Source organism: Prauserella shujinwangii (assembly GCF_003001955.1).
GTDB lineage: Bacteria > Actinomycetota > Actinomycetes > Mycobacteriales > Pseudonocardiaceae > Qaidamihabitans > Qaidamihabitans shujinwangii.
In genome coordinates this window covers 65,475-82,069 of sequence record NZ_PVNH01000012.1, presented here as the reverse complement: position 1 = coordinate 82,069, position 16,595 = coordinate 65,475, and the positions used below count along the sequence as shown (strand labels likewise).

Annotated in this window: 14 protein-coding genes; 8 read left to right on the top strand and 6 right to left on the bottom strand. The window is 75.7% G+C overall.

The genetic code is table 11. The features are described 5' to 3' along the window. The first annotated feature begins 43 nt into the window (after positions 1–43). From nirB to B0I33_RS25980, 4 genes are read left to right on the top strand one after another with little or no spacing between them, the layout of a single operon-like run. Positions 44–2,572 carry a nitrite reductase large subunit NirB gene (gene nirB, locus B0I33_RS25995; RefSeq protein WP_106181521.1) on the top strand — a complete coding sequence of 843 codons (2,529 nt, stop codon included), beginning with the start codon at positions 44–46 and terminating at the stop codon, positions 2,570–2,572. Further along, complete coding sequence (nirD, locus tag B0I33_RS25990; protein ID WP_106181520.1) at positions 2,569–2,922, top strand: nitrite reductase small subunit NirD; 354 nt, start codon at positions 2,569–2,571, stop codon at positions 2,920–2,922. Before nirB ends, nirD begins: the two co-directional genes overlap by 4 nt. Beyond that, positions 2,919–4,034: a uroporphyrinogen-III synthase gene (locus tag B0I33_RS25985; protein ID WP_106181519.1), complete on the top strand. Its 1,116-nt coding sequence runs from the start codon at positions 2,919–2,921 to the stop codon at positions 4,032–4,034. The genes nirD and B0I33_RS25985 overlap by 4 nt, the downstream gene beginning before the upstream one ends. Beyond that, positions 4,031–4,702 carry a sirohydrochlorin chelatase gene (locus tag B0I33_RS25980; protein WP_106181518.1) on the top strand — a complete coding sequence of 224 codons (672 nt, stop codon included), beginning with the start codon at positions 4,031–4,033 and terminating at the stop codon, positions 4,700–4,702. The genes B0I33_RS25985 and B0I33_RS25980 overlap by 4 nt, the downstream gene beginning before the upstream one ends. A gap of 7 nt (positions 4,703–4,709) precedes the next feature. Here B0I33_RS25980 and B0I33_RS25975 read toward each other — a convergent pair whose 3' ends face one another. Both B0I33_RS25975 and B0I33_RS25970 read right to left on the bottom strand, forming a co-directional pair. Continuing rightward, positions 4,710–5,834 (bottom strand): DNA glycosylase AlkZ-like family protein, encoded by a 1,125-nt coding sequence (locus B0I33_RS25975; RefSeq protein WP_106181517.1) that lies wholly within the window; start codon positions 5,832–5,834, stop codon positions 4,710–4,712. 21 nt (positions 5,835–5,855) lie between these two features. After that, positions 5,856–6,254 (bottom strand): DUF3224 domain-containing protein, encoded by a 399-nt coding sequence (locus B0I33_RS25970; protein ID WP_106181516.1) that lies wholly within the window; start codon positions 6,252–6,254, stop codon positions 5,856–5,858. A gap of 63 nt (positions 6,255–6,317) precedes the next feature. Here B0I33_RS25970 and B0I33_RS25965 point away from each other — a divergent pair, with 63 nt between their 5' ends. Next, positions 6,318–7,283, top strand: a complete 966-nt coding sequence (locus tag B0I33_RS25965; RefSeq protein WP_106181515.1) for a helix-turn-helix transcriptional regulator — start codon at positions 6,318–6,320, stop codon at positions 7,281–7,283. Then, positions 7,276–8,094: a uroporphyrinogen-III synthase gene (locus B0I33_RS25960; RefSeq protein WP_106181514.1), complete on the top strand. Its 819-nt coding sequence runs from the start codon at positions 7,276–7,278 to the stop codon at positions 8,092–8,094. Before B0I33_RS25965 ends, B0I33_RS25960 begins: the two co-directional genes overlap by 8 nt. Before the next feature lie 11 nt (positions 8,095–8,105). Here B0I33_RS25960 and B0I33_RS25955 read toward each other — a convergent pair whose 3' ends face one another. From B0I33_RS25955 to B0I33_RS25940, 4 genes are read right to left on the bottom strand one after another with little or no spacing between them, the layout of a single operon-like run. Further along, positions 8,106–8,516 carry a type II toxin-antitoxin system VapC family toxin gene (locus tag B0I33_RS25955; RefSeq protein WP_245901077.1) on the bottom strand — a complete coding sequence of 137 codons (411 nt, stop codon included), beginning with the start codon at positions 8,514–8,516 and terminating at the stop codon, positions 8,106–8,108. Beyond that, positions 8,501–8,749 carry a type II toxin-antitoxin system Phd/YefM family antitoxin gene (locus B0I33_RS25950; protein WP_106181512.1) on the bottom strand — a complete coding sequence of 83 codons (249 nt, stop codon included), beginning with the start codon at positions 8,747–8,749 and terminating at the stop codon, positions 8,501–8,503. Before B0I33_RS25950 ends, B0I33_RS25955 begins: the two co-directional genes overlap by 16 nt. Before the next feature lie 52 nt (positions 8,750–8,801). After that, positions 8,802–9,665 carry a siderophore-interacting protein gene (locus tag B0I33_RS25945; protein WP_106181511.1) on the bottom strand — a complete coding sequence of 288 codons (864 nt, stop codon included), beginning with the start codon at positions 9,663–9,665 and terminating at the stop codon, positions 8,802–8,804. 14 nt (positions 9,666–9,679) lie between these two features. Next, positions 9,680–9,970, bottom strand: a complete 291-nt coding sequence (locus B0I33_RS25940) for an MGMT family protein (protein WP_106181510.1) — start codon at positions 9,968–9,970, stop codon at positions 9,680–9,682. Between the two features lie 58 nt (positions 9,971–10,028). Here B0I33_RS25940 and B0I33_RS25935 point away from each other — a divergent pair, with 58 nt between their 5' ends. Then, entirely contained in the window at positions 10,029–13,235 is a 3,207-nt protein-coding gene (locus tag B0I33_RS25935) for an ATP-dependent helicase (protein WP_245901075.1), read from the top strand. Between the two features lie 2 nt (positions 13,236–13,237). Then, the gene (locus B0I33_RS25930; protein ID WP_106181715.1) at positions 13,238–16,552 is read left to right on the top strand and encodes an ATP-dependent helicase; all 3,315 of its coding nucleotides are present in this window, start codon (positions 13,238–13,240) and stop codon (positions 16,550–16,552) included. Positions 16,553–16,595: the final 43 nt, after the last annotated feature.

The window sequence follows — 16,595 nt, the reverse complement described above, 5'->3', positions numbered from 1 at the left end:
GAGTCGTGGTGAGCATGAGAGCAGTCTCGACGGAGGGTTGCAGATGAGCCGAACGGTGGTTGTCGCCGGACACGGGATGGTCGCGCACCGGCTGGTGGAGGCGATCCGGTCCGAGGACACCGACGGGCAGTGGCGCATCGTCGTGCTCGGGGAGGAGCGGCGGCCCGCGTACGACCGGGTCGCGCTCACCTCCTATGTGGACGGATGGGACGCCGGCGCGCTGGCGCTGCCCGGCGCCGACTACGCCGGTGCCGACGCCGTCGAGCTGCGCCTCGGTGACCCCGTGGTGGAGGTCGACCGGGCGGCCAAGCGGGTGGTCACCGCATTCGGGCACGTCCAGCCGTACGACGCGCTCGTGCTCGCCACCGGGTCGCGGCCGTTCGTGCCGCCGGTGCCGGGGCACGACCTGCCCGGCTGCTTCGTCTACCGGACGATCGAGGACCTCGACGCCATCCGGGCGGCCGTGGAGCGCGCGCGAGCGGGCCGGGGCAGGCCGGCCGCGGCGGTCGTGGGCGGCGGGCTGCTCGGCCTGGAGGCGGCCAAGGCGCTGCGCGACATGGGCCTGTCGCCGCATGTCGTCGAGATGGCGCCGCGGTTGATGCCGCTGCAGGTCGACCAGGGCGGTGGTGCGCTCCTGCGCAGGCTGATCACCGACCTCGGGCTGACCGTGCACACCGGCACGTCCACCGAGGCGATCGAGGCCGACCGGGGCAGGCTGTGCGCGCGGCTCGGCAACGGCACCGAACTGGACGTCGACCTCGTGGTGTTCTCGGCCGGTGTGCGGCCGCGCGACGACCTGGCCCGGCAGTGCGGGCTCGACCTGGGCGAACGCGGTGGCGTGCTGGTGGACGCGGCCTGCCGGACCAGCGACCCGGACATCTACGCGATCGGCGAGTGCGCGGCGCTGGAGGGCCGGGTGTACGGCCTGGTCGCGCCCGGCTACTCGATGGCGGAGGTCGCCGCCGCGGTGCTGCTCGGCAGGGACGCCGCGTTCCCCGGTGCCGACACCTCCACCAAGCTCAAGCTCATGGGCGTCGACGTGGCCAGCTTCGGCGACGCCCACGCCACCACCGAGGGGGCGCTGGAGGTCGCCTTCCACGACGCCGTGAACGGCACCTACAAGAAGCTCGTGGTGTCCGAGAACGCCGGAGCCTCCCGCACGCTGCTCGGCGGCGTGCTGGTCGGCGACGCGAGCGACTACAACCTGCTGCGGTCCCTCGTCGGCAGCCCGCTGCCCGCCGACGCCGCCGCGATGCTCGCGCCCGCGGGCGCCGACGGCGGTGCGGTGGGCGTCGACGCGCTGCCCGAGCAGGCGCAGATCTGCTCGTGCAACGCGGTCACCAAGGGTGCCATCGTCAAGGCGGTCACCGAGGACGGCTGCGACTCCGTCCCGAAGATCAAGGCCTGCACCAGGGCGGGGACGTCCTGCGGGTCGTGCGTGCCGATGCTGGGCAAGCTGCTCACCGCGTGCGGGGTCGAGCAGTCCACGGCGCTGTGCGAGCACTTCGCGGTGTCGCGGGCGGAACTGTTCGAGATCGTGCGGGCCACGCGGATCACGACGTTCAGCGAGCTCATCGCCAAGCACGGCAAGGGCAGCGGCTGCGCGATCTGCAAGCCCGCGGTGGCGTCGATCCTCGCGTCGCTCGGCACCGGGCACGTCCTGGACGGCGAGCGGGCCACGCTGCAGGACACCAACGACCGGTTCCTCGCCAACCTGCAGCGCAACGGCACCTACTCGGTGGTGCCGCGCATCCCCGGTGGCGAGATCACCCCGGACAAGCTGATCGTGCTCGGCGAGGTGGCCAAGGAGTTCGGGCTCTACACCAAGATCACCGGCGGGCAGCGGATCGACCTGTTCGGCGCGACCGTGGAGGCGCTGCCGCGGATCTGGCGCCGCCTGGTCGACGCCGGGTTCGAGTCGGGGCACGCCTACGGCAAGGCGCTGCGGACCGTGAAGTCGTGCGTGGGCAGCACGTGGTGCCGCTACGGCGTGCAGGACAGTGTCGGCCTCGCGATCGCGCTGGAACTGCGCTACCGGGGGCTGCGCTCCCCGCACAAGCTGAAGTCGGCGGTGTCCGGCTGCGCCAGGGAGTGCGCGGAAGCCAGGGGCAAGGACTTCGGGATCATCGCCACGGAGCAGGGCTGGAACCTCTACGTCTGCGGCAACGGCGGCGCGACGCCCCGGCACGCCGACCTGCTCGTGTCCGACGTGGACACCGACACGCTGGTGCGGATCATCGACCGGTTCCTGATGTTCTACATCCGGACCGCGGACCGGCTGCAGCGCACCGCGTCCTGGCTGGAGGACCTGGAGGGCGGCCTCGACCACCTGCGGGAGGTGGTCGTCGACGACAAGCTCGGGATCTGCGCGGAGCTGGAGGCCGCGATGGCCGAGCACGTGGCGAACTACGCGGACGAGTGGAAGGGCGTGCTGGACGACCCGGAGAAGCTCGCCAGGTTCACCTCGTTCGTCAACGCGCCCGGCGTCCCCGACCCGACCGTGGAGTTCCGCACCGAACGCGAGCAGCCGGTGCCCGTGCTGCTCGGAGTACCGGAGGTGGTGAGCCGATGACCGCGGTGCCCGAACTGGCCGGGCTGACCTGGGTGCGCGTGTGCGAGGTCGACGCCGTCCTGCGCGGCGGCGGTGTCGCCGCGCTGCTGGCGGACGGAACCCAGGTCGCGGTGTTCCGGACGCAGCACGACGAGTTCTTCGCACTGTCCAACCGGGACCCGTTCAGCGGCGCCGCGGTGCTGTCCAGGGGCATCGTCGGGGACGTCGGCGGCGTGCCGGTGGTCGCCTCACCCGTCTACAAGCAGCAGTTCGACCTGACCTCGGGGGTCTGCGTCGAGGACGGTGGGGTGCGCGTCCGGACGTTCCCGGTGCGCGTCGCCGACGGCGTGGTCCACGTCGGCTCGCCGTGACGGGGATCCCGCCGCTGGCCGGGTACGCCGTGGGCATCACGGCGGCCCGCAGGGCCGACGAGCTGGGCGCGCTGCTGGTGCGCAAGGGCGCCACGGTCCGCTACGGGCCCGCGATCCGGATCGTGCCGCTCGCCGACGACACCGAGCTGCGCGGGGCCACCCGGGAACTGCTCGACGAGCCCGCGGACGTGGTCGTCGCGACCACCGGCATCGGCTTCCGCGGCTGGATCGAGGCCGCCGAGGGGTGGGGACTGCGCGACGAGCTGATCGCCTGCCTTGCCCGCGCCACCGTGCTCACGCGGGGCCCGAAGGCGAAGGGCGCGGTCCGGGCCGCCGGGCTGGCGGAGGCGTACTCGCCCGCGTCGGAGAGCAGTGCCGAGCTGCTGGCGCACCTGCTCGGCTCCGGGGTGGCGGGCAAGCGGGTCGCGGTGCAGCTGCACGGCGAGCCGCTGCCGCACTTCGTGGACTCCCTGCGCTCCGCGGGTGCCGAGGTGGTGCAGGTGCCGGTGTACCGCTGGGTGGGCCCGGCGGATCCCGGCCCGCTCGACCGGCTCATCGACGCGGTGCTCGACGGCTCGATCGACGCGCTGCCGTTCACGAGCGCACCGGCGGCGGCGAGCACGCTGGCGATGGCGCGGCGCACGGGCAGGCACGCCGAGCTGGTCGACGCGCTCACGCGGCGGGTGGTGGTGGCCTGTGTCGGACCGATCACGGCGGGGCCGCTGGCCGCGCTGGGAGTTCCGGCCGTGCTGCCCGAGCGGGCCCGGATCGGCGCGCTCGCCCGGACGCTGGCCGAGGAGCTGGTGGCCCGCTCGCCGCGGCTGCGCGCGGCGGGGCGGCGGATCGAGCTGCGCGGTCAGGCGGCCGTCGTGGACGGCCGGCTGTGCGAGGTGGCACCCGCGCCGATGGCCGTGCTGCGGGCGCTCGCGCGGCGGCCGGGGCACGTCGTGTCACGGCGTGAGCTGACGGCCGCGCTGCCCGGCGGGGGCGAGGAGCACGCCGTGGAGACGGCCGTCGGCAGGCTGCGCACGTCGCTGGGCGAGAGCAGGCTCGTGCAGACCGTGGTCAAGCGCGGCTACCGGCTCGCGGTCCCGACGGGGGAGGACGCGTGATCGTCCTGGTCGCCCACGGCACGCGCGACCCCGAGGGACCGCGCGCCATCGCACTGCTGGCGCGGCGGGTGCGGGCGCGCGGCGTCCCGGTGGCGGTCGCCTACGCCGACGTGCGGGCTCCCGACGTGACGACCGTGCTCGACCGGGTGCGCGGGCCCGCGGTGGTGGTGCCCGCGTTCCTCGCCGCCGGGTACCACGTGCGGACCGACGTGCCCGCGCAGATCGCCGCCAGCCGCAACGGCGACGCCGTGCTCGCGAAGCCGTTCGGCCCCGCTCCGGAGCTGGTGGCGGCCGCGGCCGACCGGCTCAGCCAGGCGGGACACACTCCCGGTGACGCGGTCGTGCTCGCGGCGGCGGGTTCCCGCGACCCGAGGGCGCTCGCCGACGTCGGCACCGCCGCGCGGTCGCTCGCGGGGCGCCTGGGCGCGCCCGTGCGCGTCGGGTACGCGGCCACCGCGGAGCCGCGGATCACCGATGCGGTCGCCGCCGTCCGGGCGGGCGGCGCGCGGGTCGCGGTGGCGTCGTGGCTGCTGGCGCCGGGCCTGTTCCAGCGGCGGCTCGCCGAAGCCGCGCCGGACGTGCTGGCCGAGCCGATCGGCGCCCACCAGGCGGTGGTGGACCTGGTGCTGCGCCGCTACGCCGAGGCCCGCGCCCTCGTGCGCGCCTGACGTTTCCTCACGAGCCGGGCCAGCGCACCGCGACCTTGTCCTGGCCCCGGACGGCGGCCACCAGCTCGGCCTCGGCCTCCACCCGCGCCCGGACGGAGCGCGGCAGCGGCCGGAACGGGTCCACGGTGATCTCCAGCCGCCTGCCGGACGCCTTCGCCCGCCACGTGCCCGCGATCTCGCCGTCGGCGAGCAGCGCACCCGGGTTGCCGAGCACCCGCCACAGCTCCTGCTGCCGGGCCTTCTCCGGTACGAGCAGCGCCCGGTCCCGCGCCTGCAGGTACGGGTCACCCGGCGGGAGCAGCCGCACGAGGTCCGGTTCGGGTGGGTGTTCCAGCTCGGCGAGCCGGTCCGCGGGCAGGTGGGCCGTACGGCCCTCGACGCGGACCTCGGCGAGGTCACCGGGCCACAGCTGCCCGGCGACGATCGCGCGGGTGGAGCCGACGAACCCGGCGGCCTCGCCCGCGGTGGCCGGGCCGTGCAGGCGCAGGTAGCACTGCACGGTCCCGGTCGCGCCGGGCACATCCGCCTCCGCCGGGATCCGGGGCCTGCCCGGGACCGGGACCAGCGTGGCCGGGCTGGCCCCCGGCACCAGCGCCAGCCCGGCCAGCGGGGCGGCCAGCCGCATGAGCTGCTCGTGGATATGGGTGGCCTGGCAGCCGCGGCACCAGCGGCTCAGCGCGTCCGGCACCAGCCTGGTGACCGCGGCGCTCGCCGCGCCCTTCGTCATCGCGTGCCCGACCGCCTTCCGCAGGGACCGCGCGGCGGTCAGCAGGATCTCCCGCGCGGGCATCCCGGCGGCCTCGGCCTCCGCGGGCCGCCACCCCAGGCGCGCGAGCGCGTCCGCGTCGTCCACCGGGAACAGGGCCGGGAGCAACCCGGGGAACTCGCTCGCCCGGTGGTAGTGCGGCGCGCCGCGATGGGTCCAGGCGAGCGTGAACCGCTCGTCGTCCTCCAGCGACAGCGCGGCGGAACCGGTCCGGGCCGCCACGGCGAGGGACGCCGTGGCCCGGCCGCCCACGTCCTGCACGCCCAGGTCGAGGACCGCCAGCGCGGCCGGGTCGGTCCCCGCGCGGTGCAGCCCGTGCGCGGCGATCCGGTAGGCCAGCACCTGTGCGCGCTGCACGTCGGGCATCGTGCCCTCCCCTCCCGCCGATCAGCCGAGCCGGTAGTCGAACGTGTACGGCATCGACTCGGCGTTCCCGGCCATGGAACCGGTCCCGGTCAGGCCCGTCAGCTCACCCGTTCCGGAGCCGGGAACCACCGACCAGGTGTCGCGGATGCCGCTCGCGTCGTAGGCGACGTCGTGCCGGACGAGGAAGCTGCCCCGCCTGCCGTCCACACTGCCCTCGATCCGCTCGAAGCCGGGTGCCGTCTGCCCGGCCCCTTCGTAGCCGGGCTCCGCGTAGTACAGCAGGTAGTCGCAGGTGGAGGTGCCCTCGATGACACCGGTGTAGCCGAACGTGGTGTGGGCGTGGGCGAACCGGGGGCCGTCCTCGGGACCGGCCACGACGTGTTCCTCCCAGGTGCGCATCGTGCAGGTGTTCTCGCTCATGAGCCGCACTCTGCCGGATCCACCTGACACCTTCTGTCAGGTTTTCCGGGCAGAATCGGGAGCATGCGGGCGAGCAGGCTGCTGTCGGTGCTGCTGCTGTTGCAGAACCGGGGGCGGATGACGGCCGAGGAGCTGGCCGGGGAGCTCGAGGTGTCGGTGCGCACGGTGTACCGGGACATCGAGGCGCTGTCGGCCGCGGGCGTGCCCGTGTACGGCGACCGCGGCCGGGCGGGCGGCTACCAGCTGGTCGCCGGGTATCGCACGCGGCTGACCGGGCTCACCGAGGAGGAGGCCCAGTCGCTCTCGCTCGCCGGGCTGCCGGTGGCCGCGGCCGAGCTGGGCCTGGGCACGGTGCTCGCGGCCGCCCAGCTCAAGCTGCACGCCGCGCTGCCCGACGAGCTGCGCGACCGCGCCGGGCGGGTCGCGCAGCGGTTCTTCCTGGACGTGCCCGGCTGGCACCGGGGCGTCGAGAGCCTCGACCAGCTGGCCCCGGTGGCGCGGGCGGTGTGGGAGCAGCGGCGGCTGCGCGTGCGGTACCGGCGCTGGGACCACAGCGCGGTCGAGCGGGAACTGGAACCGCTCGGGCTCGTGCTCAAGGCGGGCAGCTGGTACCTCGTGGCGCGGTGCGACGGCGGCGAGCGCACCTACCGGGTGTCCCGCATCGACGCGCTGGAGGAAGGGGAGACCTTCGCCCGGCCGGACGGCTTCGACCTCGCCGCCTACTGGCGGGACTGGTCGGCGGGCTTCGAGCGGCGGATGTACCCGCGGACCGCGCTGGTGCGGCTGTCGCCGCTCGGCCGGGACCTCGTACCGTTCTTCCTGGGGGCCGTCGGCGCACGAGCGCTGCGGGACAGTGGGACGGAACCGGACGAGGACGGGTGGTCGCTGGTGGAGCTGCCGGTGGAACAGGGCGCGCCCGCGCTCGGCCAGCTGCTGCCCTTCGGGCCGGAGCTCGAGGTGCTGGAGCCCGCCGACCTGCGGGAGCGGGTCGCCGGGGCGGTGGCCCGGATGGGCGCGCTGTATGGGTGAGCTGAGCGGGGTGACCATCGGGGTCACGGCGGAGCGGCGCGCGGAGGAGTTCATCGGCGCGCTGGAACGGCACGGCGCCACGGTGTGGCACGCGCCGACGATCCACATCGTGCCGCTGCCGGGCGACGAGCGGCTGCGGGCGGCCACCGAGGACGTCGTGGCCGGTGCGGCCGACCTCGTGGCGGTCACCACCGGCCAGGGCTTCCGGGGCTGGGTTTCCGCCGCCGAGGAGTGGGGCCTGGCCGACGAGTTGCTCGCCACGCTGGGCCGGGCGCGGCTGTTCGTGCGGGGACCCAAGGCGAAGGGCGCCGTGCGCGGCCAGGGGCTCACCGAGGCGTGGTCGGCGCCGGGCGAGACCAACCGCGAGCTGTTCGAGCGGCTGCTCGCGGAGGGCGTGCGGGGCAGGCGGGTCGCCGTGCAACTGCACGGGGCGCCGCTGCCCGAGTACACCGGTGCGCTGCGCGAGGCCGGCGCGTCGGTGGTGGAGGTGCAGCCCTATCGCTGGCAGTGGCCCGCCGACCTCACCCCCGCCTACCGGCTGCTGGACGGTGTCCTCGCGGGCCAGGTGCGGGCGCTGGCCTTCACGAGTGCCCCGGCCACGGCGAACCTGCTGACGCTGGCGCGGGACGGCGGGCGGCTCGACGCGCTGCTGGCGGCCCTGCGGGAGCGGGTGCTGTGCGCGTGCGTCGGCCCGGTGACGGCGGCGCCGCTCACCGACCTGGGGGTGCCGACCCGGCAGCCGGAACGGCAGCGCCTGGGTGCCCTGGTGAAGCTCCTGGTCGCCGAGCTGCCCCCCGCGGCTCGTGAGTGAGAAACGTTGTTCTAACCACGTTTCTCACTCACGACCGGTACCACCTCGACCAGGTCCTCGATGCCCACCAGGTCGCGGGCATTGCGGGTGTAGAGGCGGGCGTCGTGTGCATGGGCGGTCGCCGCGATCAGCAGGTCCATCGTGCGGGCCCGGGGTTGGCGACCCGTCCTGGCCACCGCGGCGGTGAGCTGGCCGTAGCTCGCGGCGACGGCATCGTCCACGGGCAACGGATCGAAGCGCCGTTCGAGCGCGGTGAGCCGCCGCAGCCGGGCAGCCCTGGTCCGGTCGTCCCTGGCCACGAGCACGCCGAAGTGGAGCTCGGCGAAGGTCGCGGCGCTGATGGCCAGCTCGCCGGGCAACGGTGACACACTGGGCGCGATGACGACGCTCGTGTGGAGAACGCCCTTCATCGCTCGGGCCACGGATCCCGCACAGTCTGGTCGATCAGGTCGCGATCCCGTTCCCAGTCCTCGTCCGGTTCGCTGCCGAACACGTCCGCGATGTCGGAGAACGCTCGCCAGCGCCGCGGCGCCACCGGGACCAGCCGGGCGCTCGGCCTGCCGGCCACGGTGATCGTGACCTCCTCGCCCGCCTCGACCTGCCGGACCAGGTCGGAGGCGTACTGGCGCAGCTCGCGCAGGCCCACTGTCGTCATGACACCACTATGGCACTAGTGCTACCCCGGTTTCCCCGGTTGCGGCGAAGGGCTACTCCTCTTCCTCGAGGGGTTCACCCGCGTCGAGTTTGCGCAGGTTCTCCCGGCCCGCGTCCTCCTCGCTGGCGCCCCGGCGCCAGTAGCCGCAGAAGGTGATCGCCCGCTTGTCGACGCCGCGCTCACGGACCAGGTGCCTGCGCGTGAACCGCACCAGGCTCGACTCGCCGGCCAGCCACGCGTACGGCTGCCCGGCGGGCAGGTCGGCGGCGCGGACGGCGGCCAGCACGGCCTGCCCGTGTGCCGCGCCGGAGCGGTGCACCCACCGGAGGTCCACCTCGCCCCGCGTGGCGAGGTCCAGCTCGTCCTCCGGTCCCTCCACCTCGACGAACACACGGGCGGCCGCGCCGTCCGGCAGCGCCTCCAGCAGCGCGCCGATCGCCGGGATCGCCGACTCGTCGCCGACCAGCAGCTGCCACGAGGTGCCCTCCGGCACCGCGTAGAGGCCGTGCGGGCCGAGCAGGGCCACCTCGTCGCCCGGCTCGGCGCGCTCGGCCCACGCGGAGGCGGGTCCCGGGTCGGCGTGCAGCACGAAGTCGATGTCCAGCTCGCGGGCCTCCGGCCGGTGCGCGCGGACGGTGTAGGTGCGCATCGGCGGCCGCACGCCGTCCGGCATCGCCAGGTAGGTGCGGTACCAGGAGACGGTGTCGTCGCCGTGCACCGGTGGCGGCAGCCGTGGCCGCCGGTGACCCTCGGGCGGGAAGAACACCTTGACGTACTGGTCGGGCGCCACGCTGGTGAAGTCCCGCAGGTCCGTGCCGGTGAACGTCACGCGGGTCAGTCGCGGCGCGATCCGCCGGGCCGAGGTCACCTGGACGGTGCGGTAGGTCAGCTGCGGACGCGTCGCCTGCGTGGTCATTAGGCTAGGCTAACCTATTCTGGCTGCCACCGATACCTCCGCAGGTCGACCCGCTGCCCGTCGGCCAGCACGCCCTCACCCCGCAGCAGCTCGAGCTGGCGGTGCACCAGATGTGGCGCCGGGGTCCCGTTCGCCCGCAGCACCCGGTGCCACGGCACGTCCTGGCCGTCCTCGGCGAGGATCCGCCCGACCAGCCGGGGCGTCGGCGCGCCCGCGGCGGCCGCCACGTCGCCGTAGGTGGCCACCCTGCCCGCCGGGATCGTCGCGATGATCTCCCGCACCCGCTCGTGCAGTTCCTCGTCCATGCGCCCGCCCGCCGTGCCGCTGTCCGGTTCTGTCCCCCGCTCATGATTCCATCAGCACGTGAGCGGACGACGGCCACAGACCCACGCGCGGCTGGTGCGCTCACCCGCGCAGCCACCGCCGCCCCGCCGGTGGGACGACGCCGCGCGGGCACTCCTCGCCGGTCCGCGCGGGTTCGTCCGGGTGCTGGGCGGCCCGGGTTCGGGCAAGACGACCCTGCTGGGCACGGCCGCCGCCACCCGCGTCCGGCAGGGTGCCGACCCGGAGAGCCTGCTCGTGCTCACGGCGTCCCGCCGCGCGGCCGACGCCCTGCGCACCGACATCACCCGCGGTCTCACGGCGGACCCGGAGCACGCGGGCCGCACCGTCCGGGAACCCGTCGTCCGCACGGTCCACTCGTACGCCTTCGCCGTGCTGCGCCTGCAGGCCGGGCTGCGCGGCGAACCGGCGCCGCGCCTGCTGTCCGGCCCCGAGCAGGACGTCGTGGTACGCGAGCTGCTGGCGGGCGACCTCGAGGCGGGCGCGGAGTACTGGCCCGAGCACCTGCGCCCCGCGCTGACCGTGCCCGGTTTCGCCGAGGAGCTGAGGGATCTGCTGCTGCGGGCCGCCGAACGCGGGCTCGGCCCCGAGGACCTGGTGAAGCTCGGCCGCCAGCAGCAGCGTCCCGAGTGGACGGCCGCGGGCCGGTTCTGGCGGCAGTACGAGGAGGTCACCCTGCTGCTGGGTGCCGGTGGCAGCGGGCTCGGCAACCCGGGCGCGCCCGCCCTCGACGCGGCCGAGCTGGTGGCGAGCGCGCTGGTCGAGCTGGAGGGCGACCCGGCGTTGCTGGCCAGGGAACAGGGCCGGGTGCGGCACCTGTTCGTCGACGACGCGCAGCACCTGGATCCGCTGCAGTTCCGCCTGCTGCGCCTGCTCGGCAGCGGCGCGGACGACTTCGTGCTGGCCGGTGACCCCGACCAGGCCGTGTTCTCCTTCCGTGGCGCCGATCCGCGGCTGCTCACCGACGCCGACCCCGACGGTGCCCGCACCATCACGCTCACCAGGGGGCATCGCATGGCCGCCGCGGTGCGCGCCGCCGTCGGCACGGTGGCCGCCGGGCTGCCCGGCGCGGCCCGGCACCGCGCGCCCGGCCCGACGGACGGCGCGGCGGACACGGAAGGCACCGTGCGCACCCGGCTGCTGCCCACGCCCGCGGCCGAGGCGAGCTGGATCGCCGACCAGCTGCGCCGCGCGCACCTCGTGGACGGCGTCCCGTGGTCGGAGATGGCGGTGCTCGTGCGCTCGCCCGCCCGCTCGTTCCCGGTGCTGCAGCGCGCGCTCGGCGCCGCGCGGGTGCCGATCGCCTCGGCCACCGAGGAGATGGCGCTGGCCCGGCAGCCCGGGGTCCGGCCGTTGCTGACGGTGCTGCGCCTGGCCGCCGACCCGGACACCCTCGACGCCGACGTCGCCGAGATGCTGCTGGCCTCGCCGCTCGGTGGCGCCGACCCGCTGGCGCTGCGCAGGCTGCGGCGCGGTCTGCGCAGGCTGGAGGTCGCCGCGGGCGGGGAGCGGGGCAGCGACGAGCTGCTCGTTGAGGTGCTGCGCGAGGGCGACGTGCTCGCCGGGCTCGGCGACGCCGAGGCCGCGCCGGTGCGCCGGGTCGGGCGGCTGCTCACCACCGCGCGCGACGCGATCCGGCGTGGCGCCGGGGTGGAGGACGTGCTGTGGGAGGTGTGGCAGGCCAGCGGGCTGGAGTCCCGGCTGCTGCACCAGGTGACGCGGGGCGGGTCGCTCGCCGCGCAGGCCGACCGCGACCTCGACGCCGTGGTGGCGCTGTTCCACGCCGCGGGTCGCTATGTCGACCGGCTGCCGAAGGCGAGCGTGGCCGGTTTCGTCGACTACCTCGGCTCCCAGCACATCGCGGGCGACAGCCTCGCGCCGGTCGCCGCGCGCGGCGAGGGGGTCTCCCTGCTGACCGCCCACGGTGCCGCCGGCCGGGAGTGGACGGTGGTGGCCGTCGCCGGTGCGCAGGAGGGCAGCTGGCCCGACCTGCGCCTGCGCGGTTCCCTGCTCGGCGTCGAGCGGCTGGTCGACCTGCTGTCCGGGGTGGACGACGACGTGGTGTCCGCGACCGCGCCGATCCTCGCCGAGGAGCGCAGGCTGTTCTACGTCGCCGCCAGCCGTGCCCGGCGGGCGCTGCTCGTCTCCGCCGTGCAGGGCGAGGACGAGCAGCCCTCCCGCTTCGTCGACGAGCTGGTCGGCGAGGTCACCGGCGAGCCGGGCCCGGACGTGCGCCAGTACACGCGCGAGCGCTCGCTCGTGCTCGCCGAGCTCGTCGGCGAGCTGCGGTCGGTGGTGTGTGACGCGGAAGCCGACCCGGGCCGCAGGCGGCTGGCGGCCCGGCAGCTGGCGCGGCTCGCCGACGCGGGCGTCCCCGGCGCGCACCCCGACTACTGGTACGGCCTCGCCCAGCCGTCCACCGAGACGCCGCTGTACGCGCCGGGCGACGTCGTGCGGGTCAGTCCGTCCACTGTGGACGTGCTGGCCAAGTGCCCGCTGCGGTGGCTGCTCGAACGGCACGGTGGCAGCGACCCGGCCCAGCTGGCCGCGGTCACCGGCACCCTGGTGCACGCGCTGGCGCAGGCGGCCGCGACCGGCGCCGACGAGGAACAGCTGCGGGCCGAGCTCGACCGGGCGTGGGCGCGCGTCGACGCGGGCGCGCCCTGGTTCTCCCGCCGGGAGCGCCGCCGCGTCGAGCAGATGGTGCGGAACTTCCTGACCTGGCTGCGGACCAGCCGCGACGAGCTGACCCAGCTGGCGGTCGAGCTGGACATGGAAGCCGAACTGCCCGCCGAGGCCGAGGAGCTGCGGGTGAAGCTGCGGGGCCGGGTCGACCGGCTGGAGCTCGACCGGCAGGGCAGGCCGGTGATCGTCGACGTCAAGACCAGCAAGAGCGCCGTCAGCGCGGGCGACGCCGAGAAGCACCCGCAGCTGGCCGCCTACCAGCTCGCGACCCTGCTCGGCGCGTTCGCCGAGCACGGCCGCGAGCCCGGCGGCGCCCGGCTGGTGTACGTCGCGAAGGCGAACCAGAAGACGGGTGCCACCGTGCGCGACCAGCCCGCGCTCGACGACGAGTCCGGGCGGGAATGGCTGGCGCTGGTGCGGGCCGCCGCCGCGTCGGCGGCGGGCCCCGGCTACGCCGCGCACGAGAACGCCGACTGCGACCGCTGCCCCGGCCGGGGCGCGTGCCCCCTGCGGCCCGAGGGCAGGCAGGTGACGGGACCGTGAGCATCACCGGCACCGCCCGCGCCAGCGGCACTGTCGTGCCACCCGCCGAGATCGCCCACGCGCTCGGCCTGCACCCGCCGACCGAGGAGCAGGCGGCGGTGATCGCGGCCCCGGCCGAGCCCGCGCTCGTCGTGGCGGGCGCCGGAGCCGGCAAGACCGAGACGATGGCGGCACGCGTGGTGTGGCTGGTCGCCAACGGATTCGTGACGCCCGACCGGGTGCTGGGCCTGACGTTCACCCGCAAGGCGGCCCGCCAGCTCGCCGACCGCGTCCGCGCCCGGCTGCGCAGGCTGGCCGGGTCGGGCCTGCTGGACCGGCTGGACCCCGGCGGGCAGCGCAGGCTCGCGGTGCTCGCCGGCGAGCCGACCGTGCTCACCTACCACGCCTACGCCGGGCGGCTGCTCGCCGAGCACGGCCTGCGGCTGCCCGTCCAGCCGGGGGCGCGGCTGCTGTCGGAGACGGCGTCGTGGCAGCTGGCGTACCGCGTCGTGTCCTCATGGGACAGTGACCTGGAGACCGACCGGGTGCCCGCCTCGGTCACGGCGCACCTGCTCGGTCTCGCCGGGGAGCTGGGGGAGCACCTGGTGGACCCCGACCGGCTGCGGGAGTACACCGAACGTTTCTGCCGCATCGCCGAGAACGCGCCCCGCGCCAAGGGGCAGCGCGCGGCCCCGCCGGTCGCGCTCACCGAGATGGTGGCCGCGCAGCGTCTCCGCCTGCAGCTGCTCCCGCTGATCGAGGACTACCAGCGGCGCAAGCGCGCGGAGGGCGCGCTCGACTTCGCCGACCAGATGGCGCTGGCCGCCCGGCTCGCCGACACGCACGCCGACGTGGTCGCGGGCGAGCGCGCGCGGTACGGCGCCGTGCTGCTCGACGAGTACCAGGACACCGGGCACGCACAGCGGGTGCTGCTGCGGGCGCTGTTCGGCGGCGCCGACCCGATGCCGGTCACGGCCGTGGGCGACCCGGCGCAGGCGATCTACGGCTGGCGCGGGGCGAGCGCGGCCAACCTGCCCCGGTTCGCCACCGACTTCCCCCGGCACGAGGGCGACCGGCCGGTGCCCGCCTCGCGGTACGGGATGCTCACCAGCTTCCGCAACCCGCCGGAGGTGCTCACGCTGGCCAACGCGGTGGCGGAGCCGCTGCGCGCGGCCGGTCTCGGCGTCGAGCGGCTGCGGGCGCGCGAGGGCGCGGGACCGGCGGACATCCGCTGCGCGCTGCTGGCCGACGTGCGCGCGGAGCGGGAGTGGCTCGCGGACGCGCTGGCGGAGGTGTGGTTCGGTGAGCGCGCCGAGAGCGGGAGCCCGCCCACCGCCGCGGTGCTGGTGCGCAGGCGGGCGGACATGGCGCCGATCGCCGCCGCGTTGCGGGCCCGCGGCCTGCCGGTCGAGGTGGTCGGGCTCGGCGGGCTGCTCGACGAGCCCGAGGTCGCCGACCTCGTGGCTACCCTGCGCGTGCTCGCCGAGCCGCTCGCGGGCACGGCCGCGGCGCGGCTGCTGACCGGCGCCCGCTGGCGGATCGGCGCGGCCGACCTCGCCGCGCTGTGGCGGCGGGCGCAGGACCTGTCCGCCCCCGCGGGAGACGAGTCCGCGATCGTCGCCGAACGCGCCGAGCAGGCGGGTCTGGTGGACGCCATCGACGACCCCGGTGACCCGGAACGGTACGGCTACTCGCGGGAGGGCCTCGCCCGCGTCCGCAGGCTCGCCACGGAGCTGGCCGCGCTGCGCCGCAGGCTCGACCAGCCGCTGCCGGAGCTGGTCGCCGACGTCGAGCGCACGATGCTGCTCGACGTCGAGGCGCTCGCCCGGCCGGGCGGCGCGGGCCGGGCGCACCTCGACGCGTTCGCCGACGTCGTCACCGAGTACGCCGAGAACGCGCCCACCGCCACCCTGCTGTCCTTTCTGGACTACATCGCGACGGCGGAGCACGCGGAGGACGGGCTGCCACCGGGCGAGGTGGAGGTGGTGCCCGACCGCGTGCAGGTGCTCACCGTGCACTCCGCCAAGGGCCTGGAGTGGCGCGTCGTGGCCGTGCCGCACCTGGTGCGGGACGTCTTCCCCGGCAGGCGCCGCTCGTCGTCGTGGCTGAAGACGGTGCCCGAGCTGCCCGCCGCGCTGCGCGGGGACGCGCAGGACCTGCCCGAGCTGACGTGGCGCGGCGACGAGGACCGCAAGGAGGTGCTCGACGCCTGCGCCGAGCACGAGCGGCGGTTCGCCGAGCGACACGCCGAGGAGGAGCGGCGGCTCTGCTATGTGGCGCTCACCCGGTCCGAGCACTGCCTGCTCGTGTCGGGTCACTGGTGGAACGAGGGCAGCGGCAAGCCGAAAGGCCCCTCCGACTTCCTCACCGAGATCGCCGGCGTGCTGGCCGAGCAGGACGGGGTGGGGACGGTGGCGCACTGGGCTCCCGAGCCGGAGCCGGACGAGCCCAACCCGCTGCACTCGTCGGCGCGGGCGGCCGCATGGCCCGCCGACCCGCTGGGGCAGCGCCGTTCCGCCGTGCGCGAGGGGGCCGAGCTGGTGCTGGCCGAGCTGGCCGGGCTCGCGGGCCCCGGCCAGACCGCGTTGTTCGGCGGCGGTGACGTGGCCGACCCGGCGGATCAGGAAGGCGGCTCACCGGACACGGCGCAGGACGACCCGGACGGCTGGATCGCCGACACCGACGTGCTGCTCGCCGAGCGGGCGCGGGCCGTGGGCACGGGGGAGCGCATCCTGCTGCCCGGGCAGCTCTCGGTGAGCCAGCTGGTGGAGCTGGCAGGTGAGCCGGAGGCGCTGGCGCGCAGGTTGCGCAGGCCGCTGCCGGTGCGGCCCAACGTCTACGCCCGCCGCGGCACGGCCTTCCACGGCTGGCTGGAGCGGCGCTTCGCCGGGGAGCGGCTGTTCGAGATCGACGAGCTGCCCGGCGCCGCGGACGCCGACAGCGCCGACACCGACGCCGAGCTGGAGTCGCTGCGGGAGGCGTTCGAGCGCAGCGAGTGGGCACACCGCACCCCGCACGACGTGGAGGTGCCCTTCTCCACCGACATCGAGGGCGTGACGGTCCGGGGCCGGATGGACGCGGTCTTCGCCGATCCGGACGGTGGCTGGACCGTGGTGGACTGGAAGACCGGCGCGGTGCCGGACTCCGCGCGGCTGCCCGCGCTGGCCGTGCAGCTCGCCGCGTACCGGCTCGCCTGGGCTGGGCTCACCGGCGCGCCGCTGGAGAAGGTGCGCGCGGCGTTCCACTACGTCCGTGCCGACCGGACCGTGCGGCCGGTGGACCTGCTCGACGCGGAGGGGCTGCGGGCGCTGCTGAGGTCGGTACCGGAGGCCGGGTGAGCCGCGCGGCCGGGTCCGCGGCACAGGCCCGGCGGAAGGCCGG

Bases quoted from the DNA above. Each gene is read 5' to 3' on its own strand.
- nirB (WP_106181521.1), top strand. From the start codon at position 44: ATGAGCCGAACGGTGGTTGTCGCCGGACACGGGATGGTCGCGCACCGG.
- nirD (WP_106181520.1), top strand. From the start codon at position 2,569: ATGACCGCGGTGCCCGAACTGGCCGGGCTGACCTGGGTGCGCGTGTGC.
- B0I33_RS25975 (WP_106181517.1), bottom strand. From the start codon at position 5,834: ATGCCCGACGTGCAGCGCGCACAGGTGCTGGCCTACCGGATCGCCGCG.
- B0I33_RS25970 (WP_106181516.1), bottom strand. From the start codon at position 6,254: ATGAGCGAGAACACCTGCACGATGCGCACCTGGGAGGAACACGTCGTG.
- B0I33_RS25965 (WP_106181515.1), top strand. From the start codon at position 6,318: ATGCGGGCGAGCAGGCTGCTGTCGGTGCTGCTGCTGTTGCAGAACCGG.
- B0I33_RS25960 (WP_106181514.1), top strand. From the start codon at position 7,276: ATGGGTGAGCTGAGCGGGGTGACCATCGGGGTCACGGCGGAGCGGCGC.
- B0I33_RS25950 (WP_106181512.1), bottom strand. From the start codon at position 8,749: ATGACGACAGTGGGCCTGCGCGAGCTGCGCCAGTACGCCTCCGACCTG.
- B0I33_RS25945 (WP_106181511.1), bottom strand. From the start codon at position 9,665: ATGACCACGCAGGCGACGCGTCCGCAGCTGACCTACCGCACCGTCCAG.
- B0I33_RS25940 (WP_106181510.1), bottom strand. From the start codon at position 9,970: ATGGACGAGGAACTGCACGAGCGGGTGCGGGAGATCATCGCGACGATC.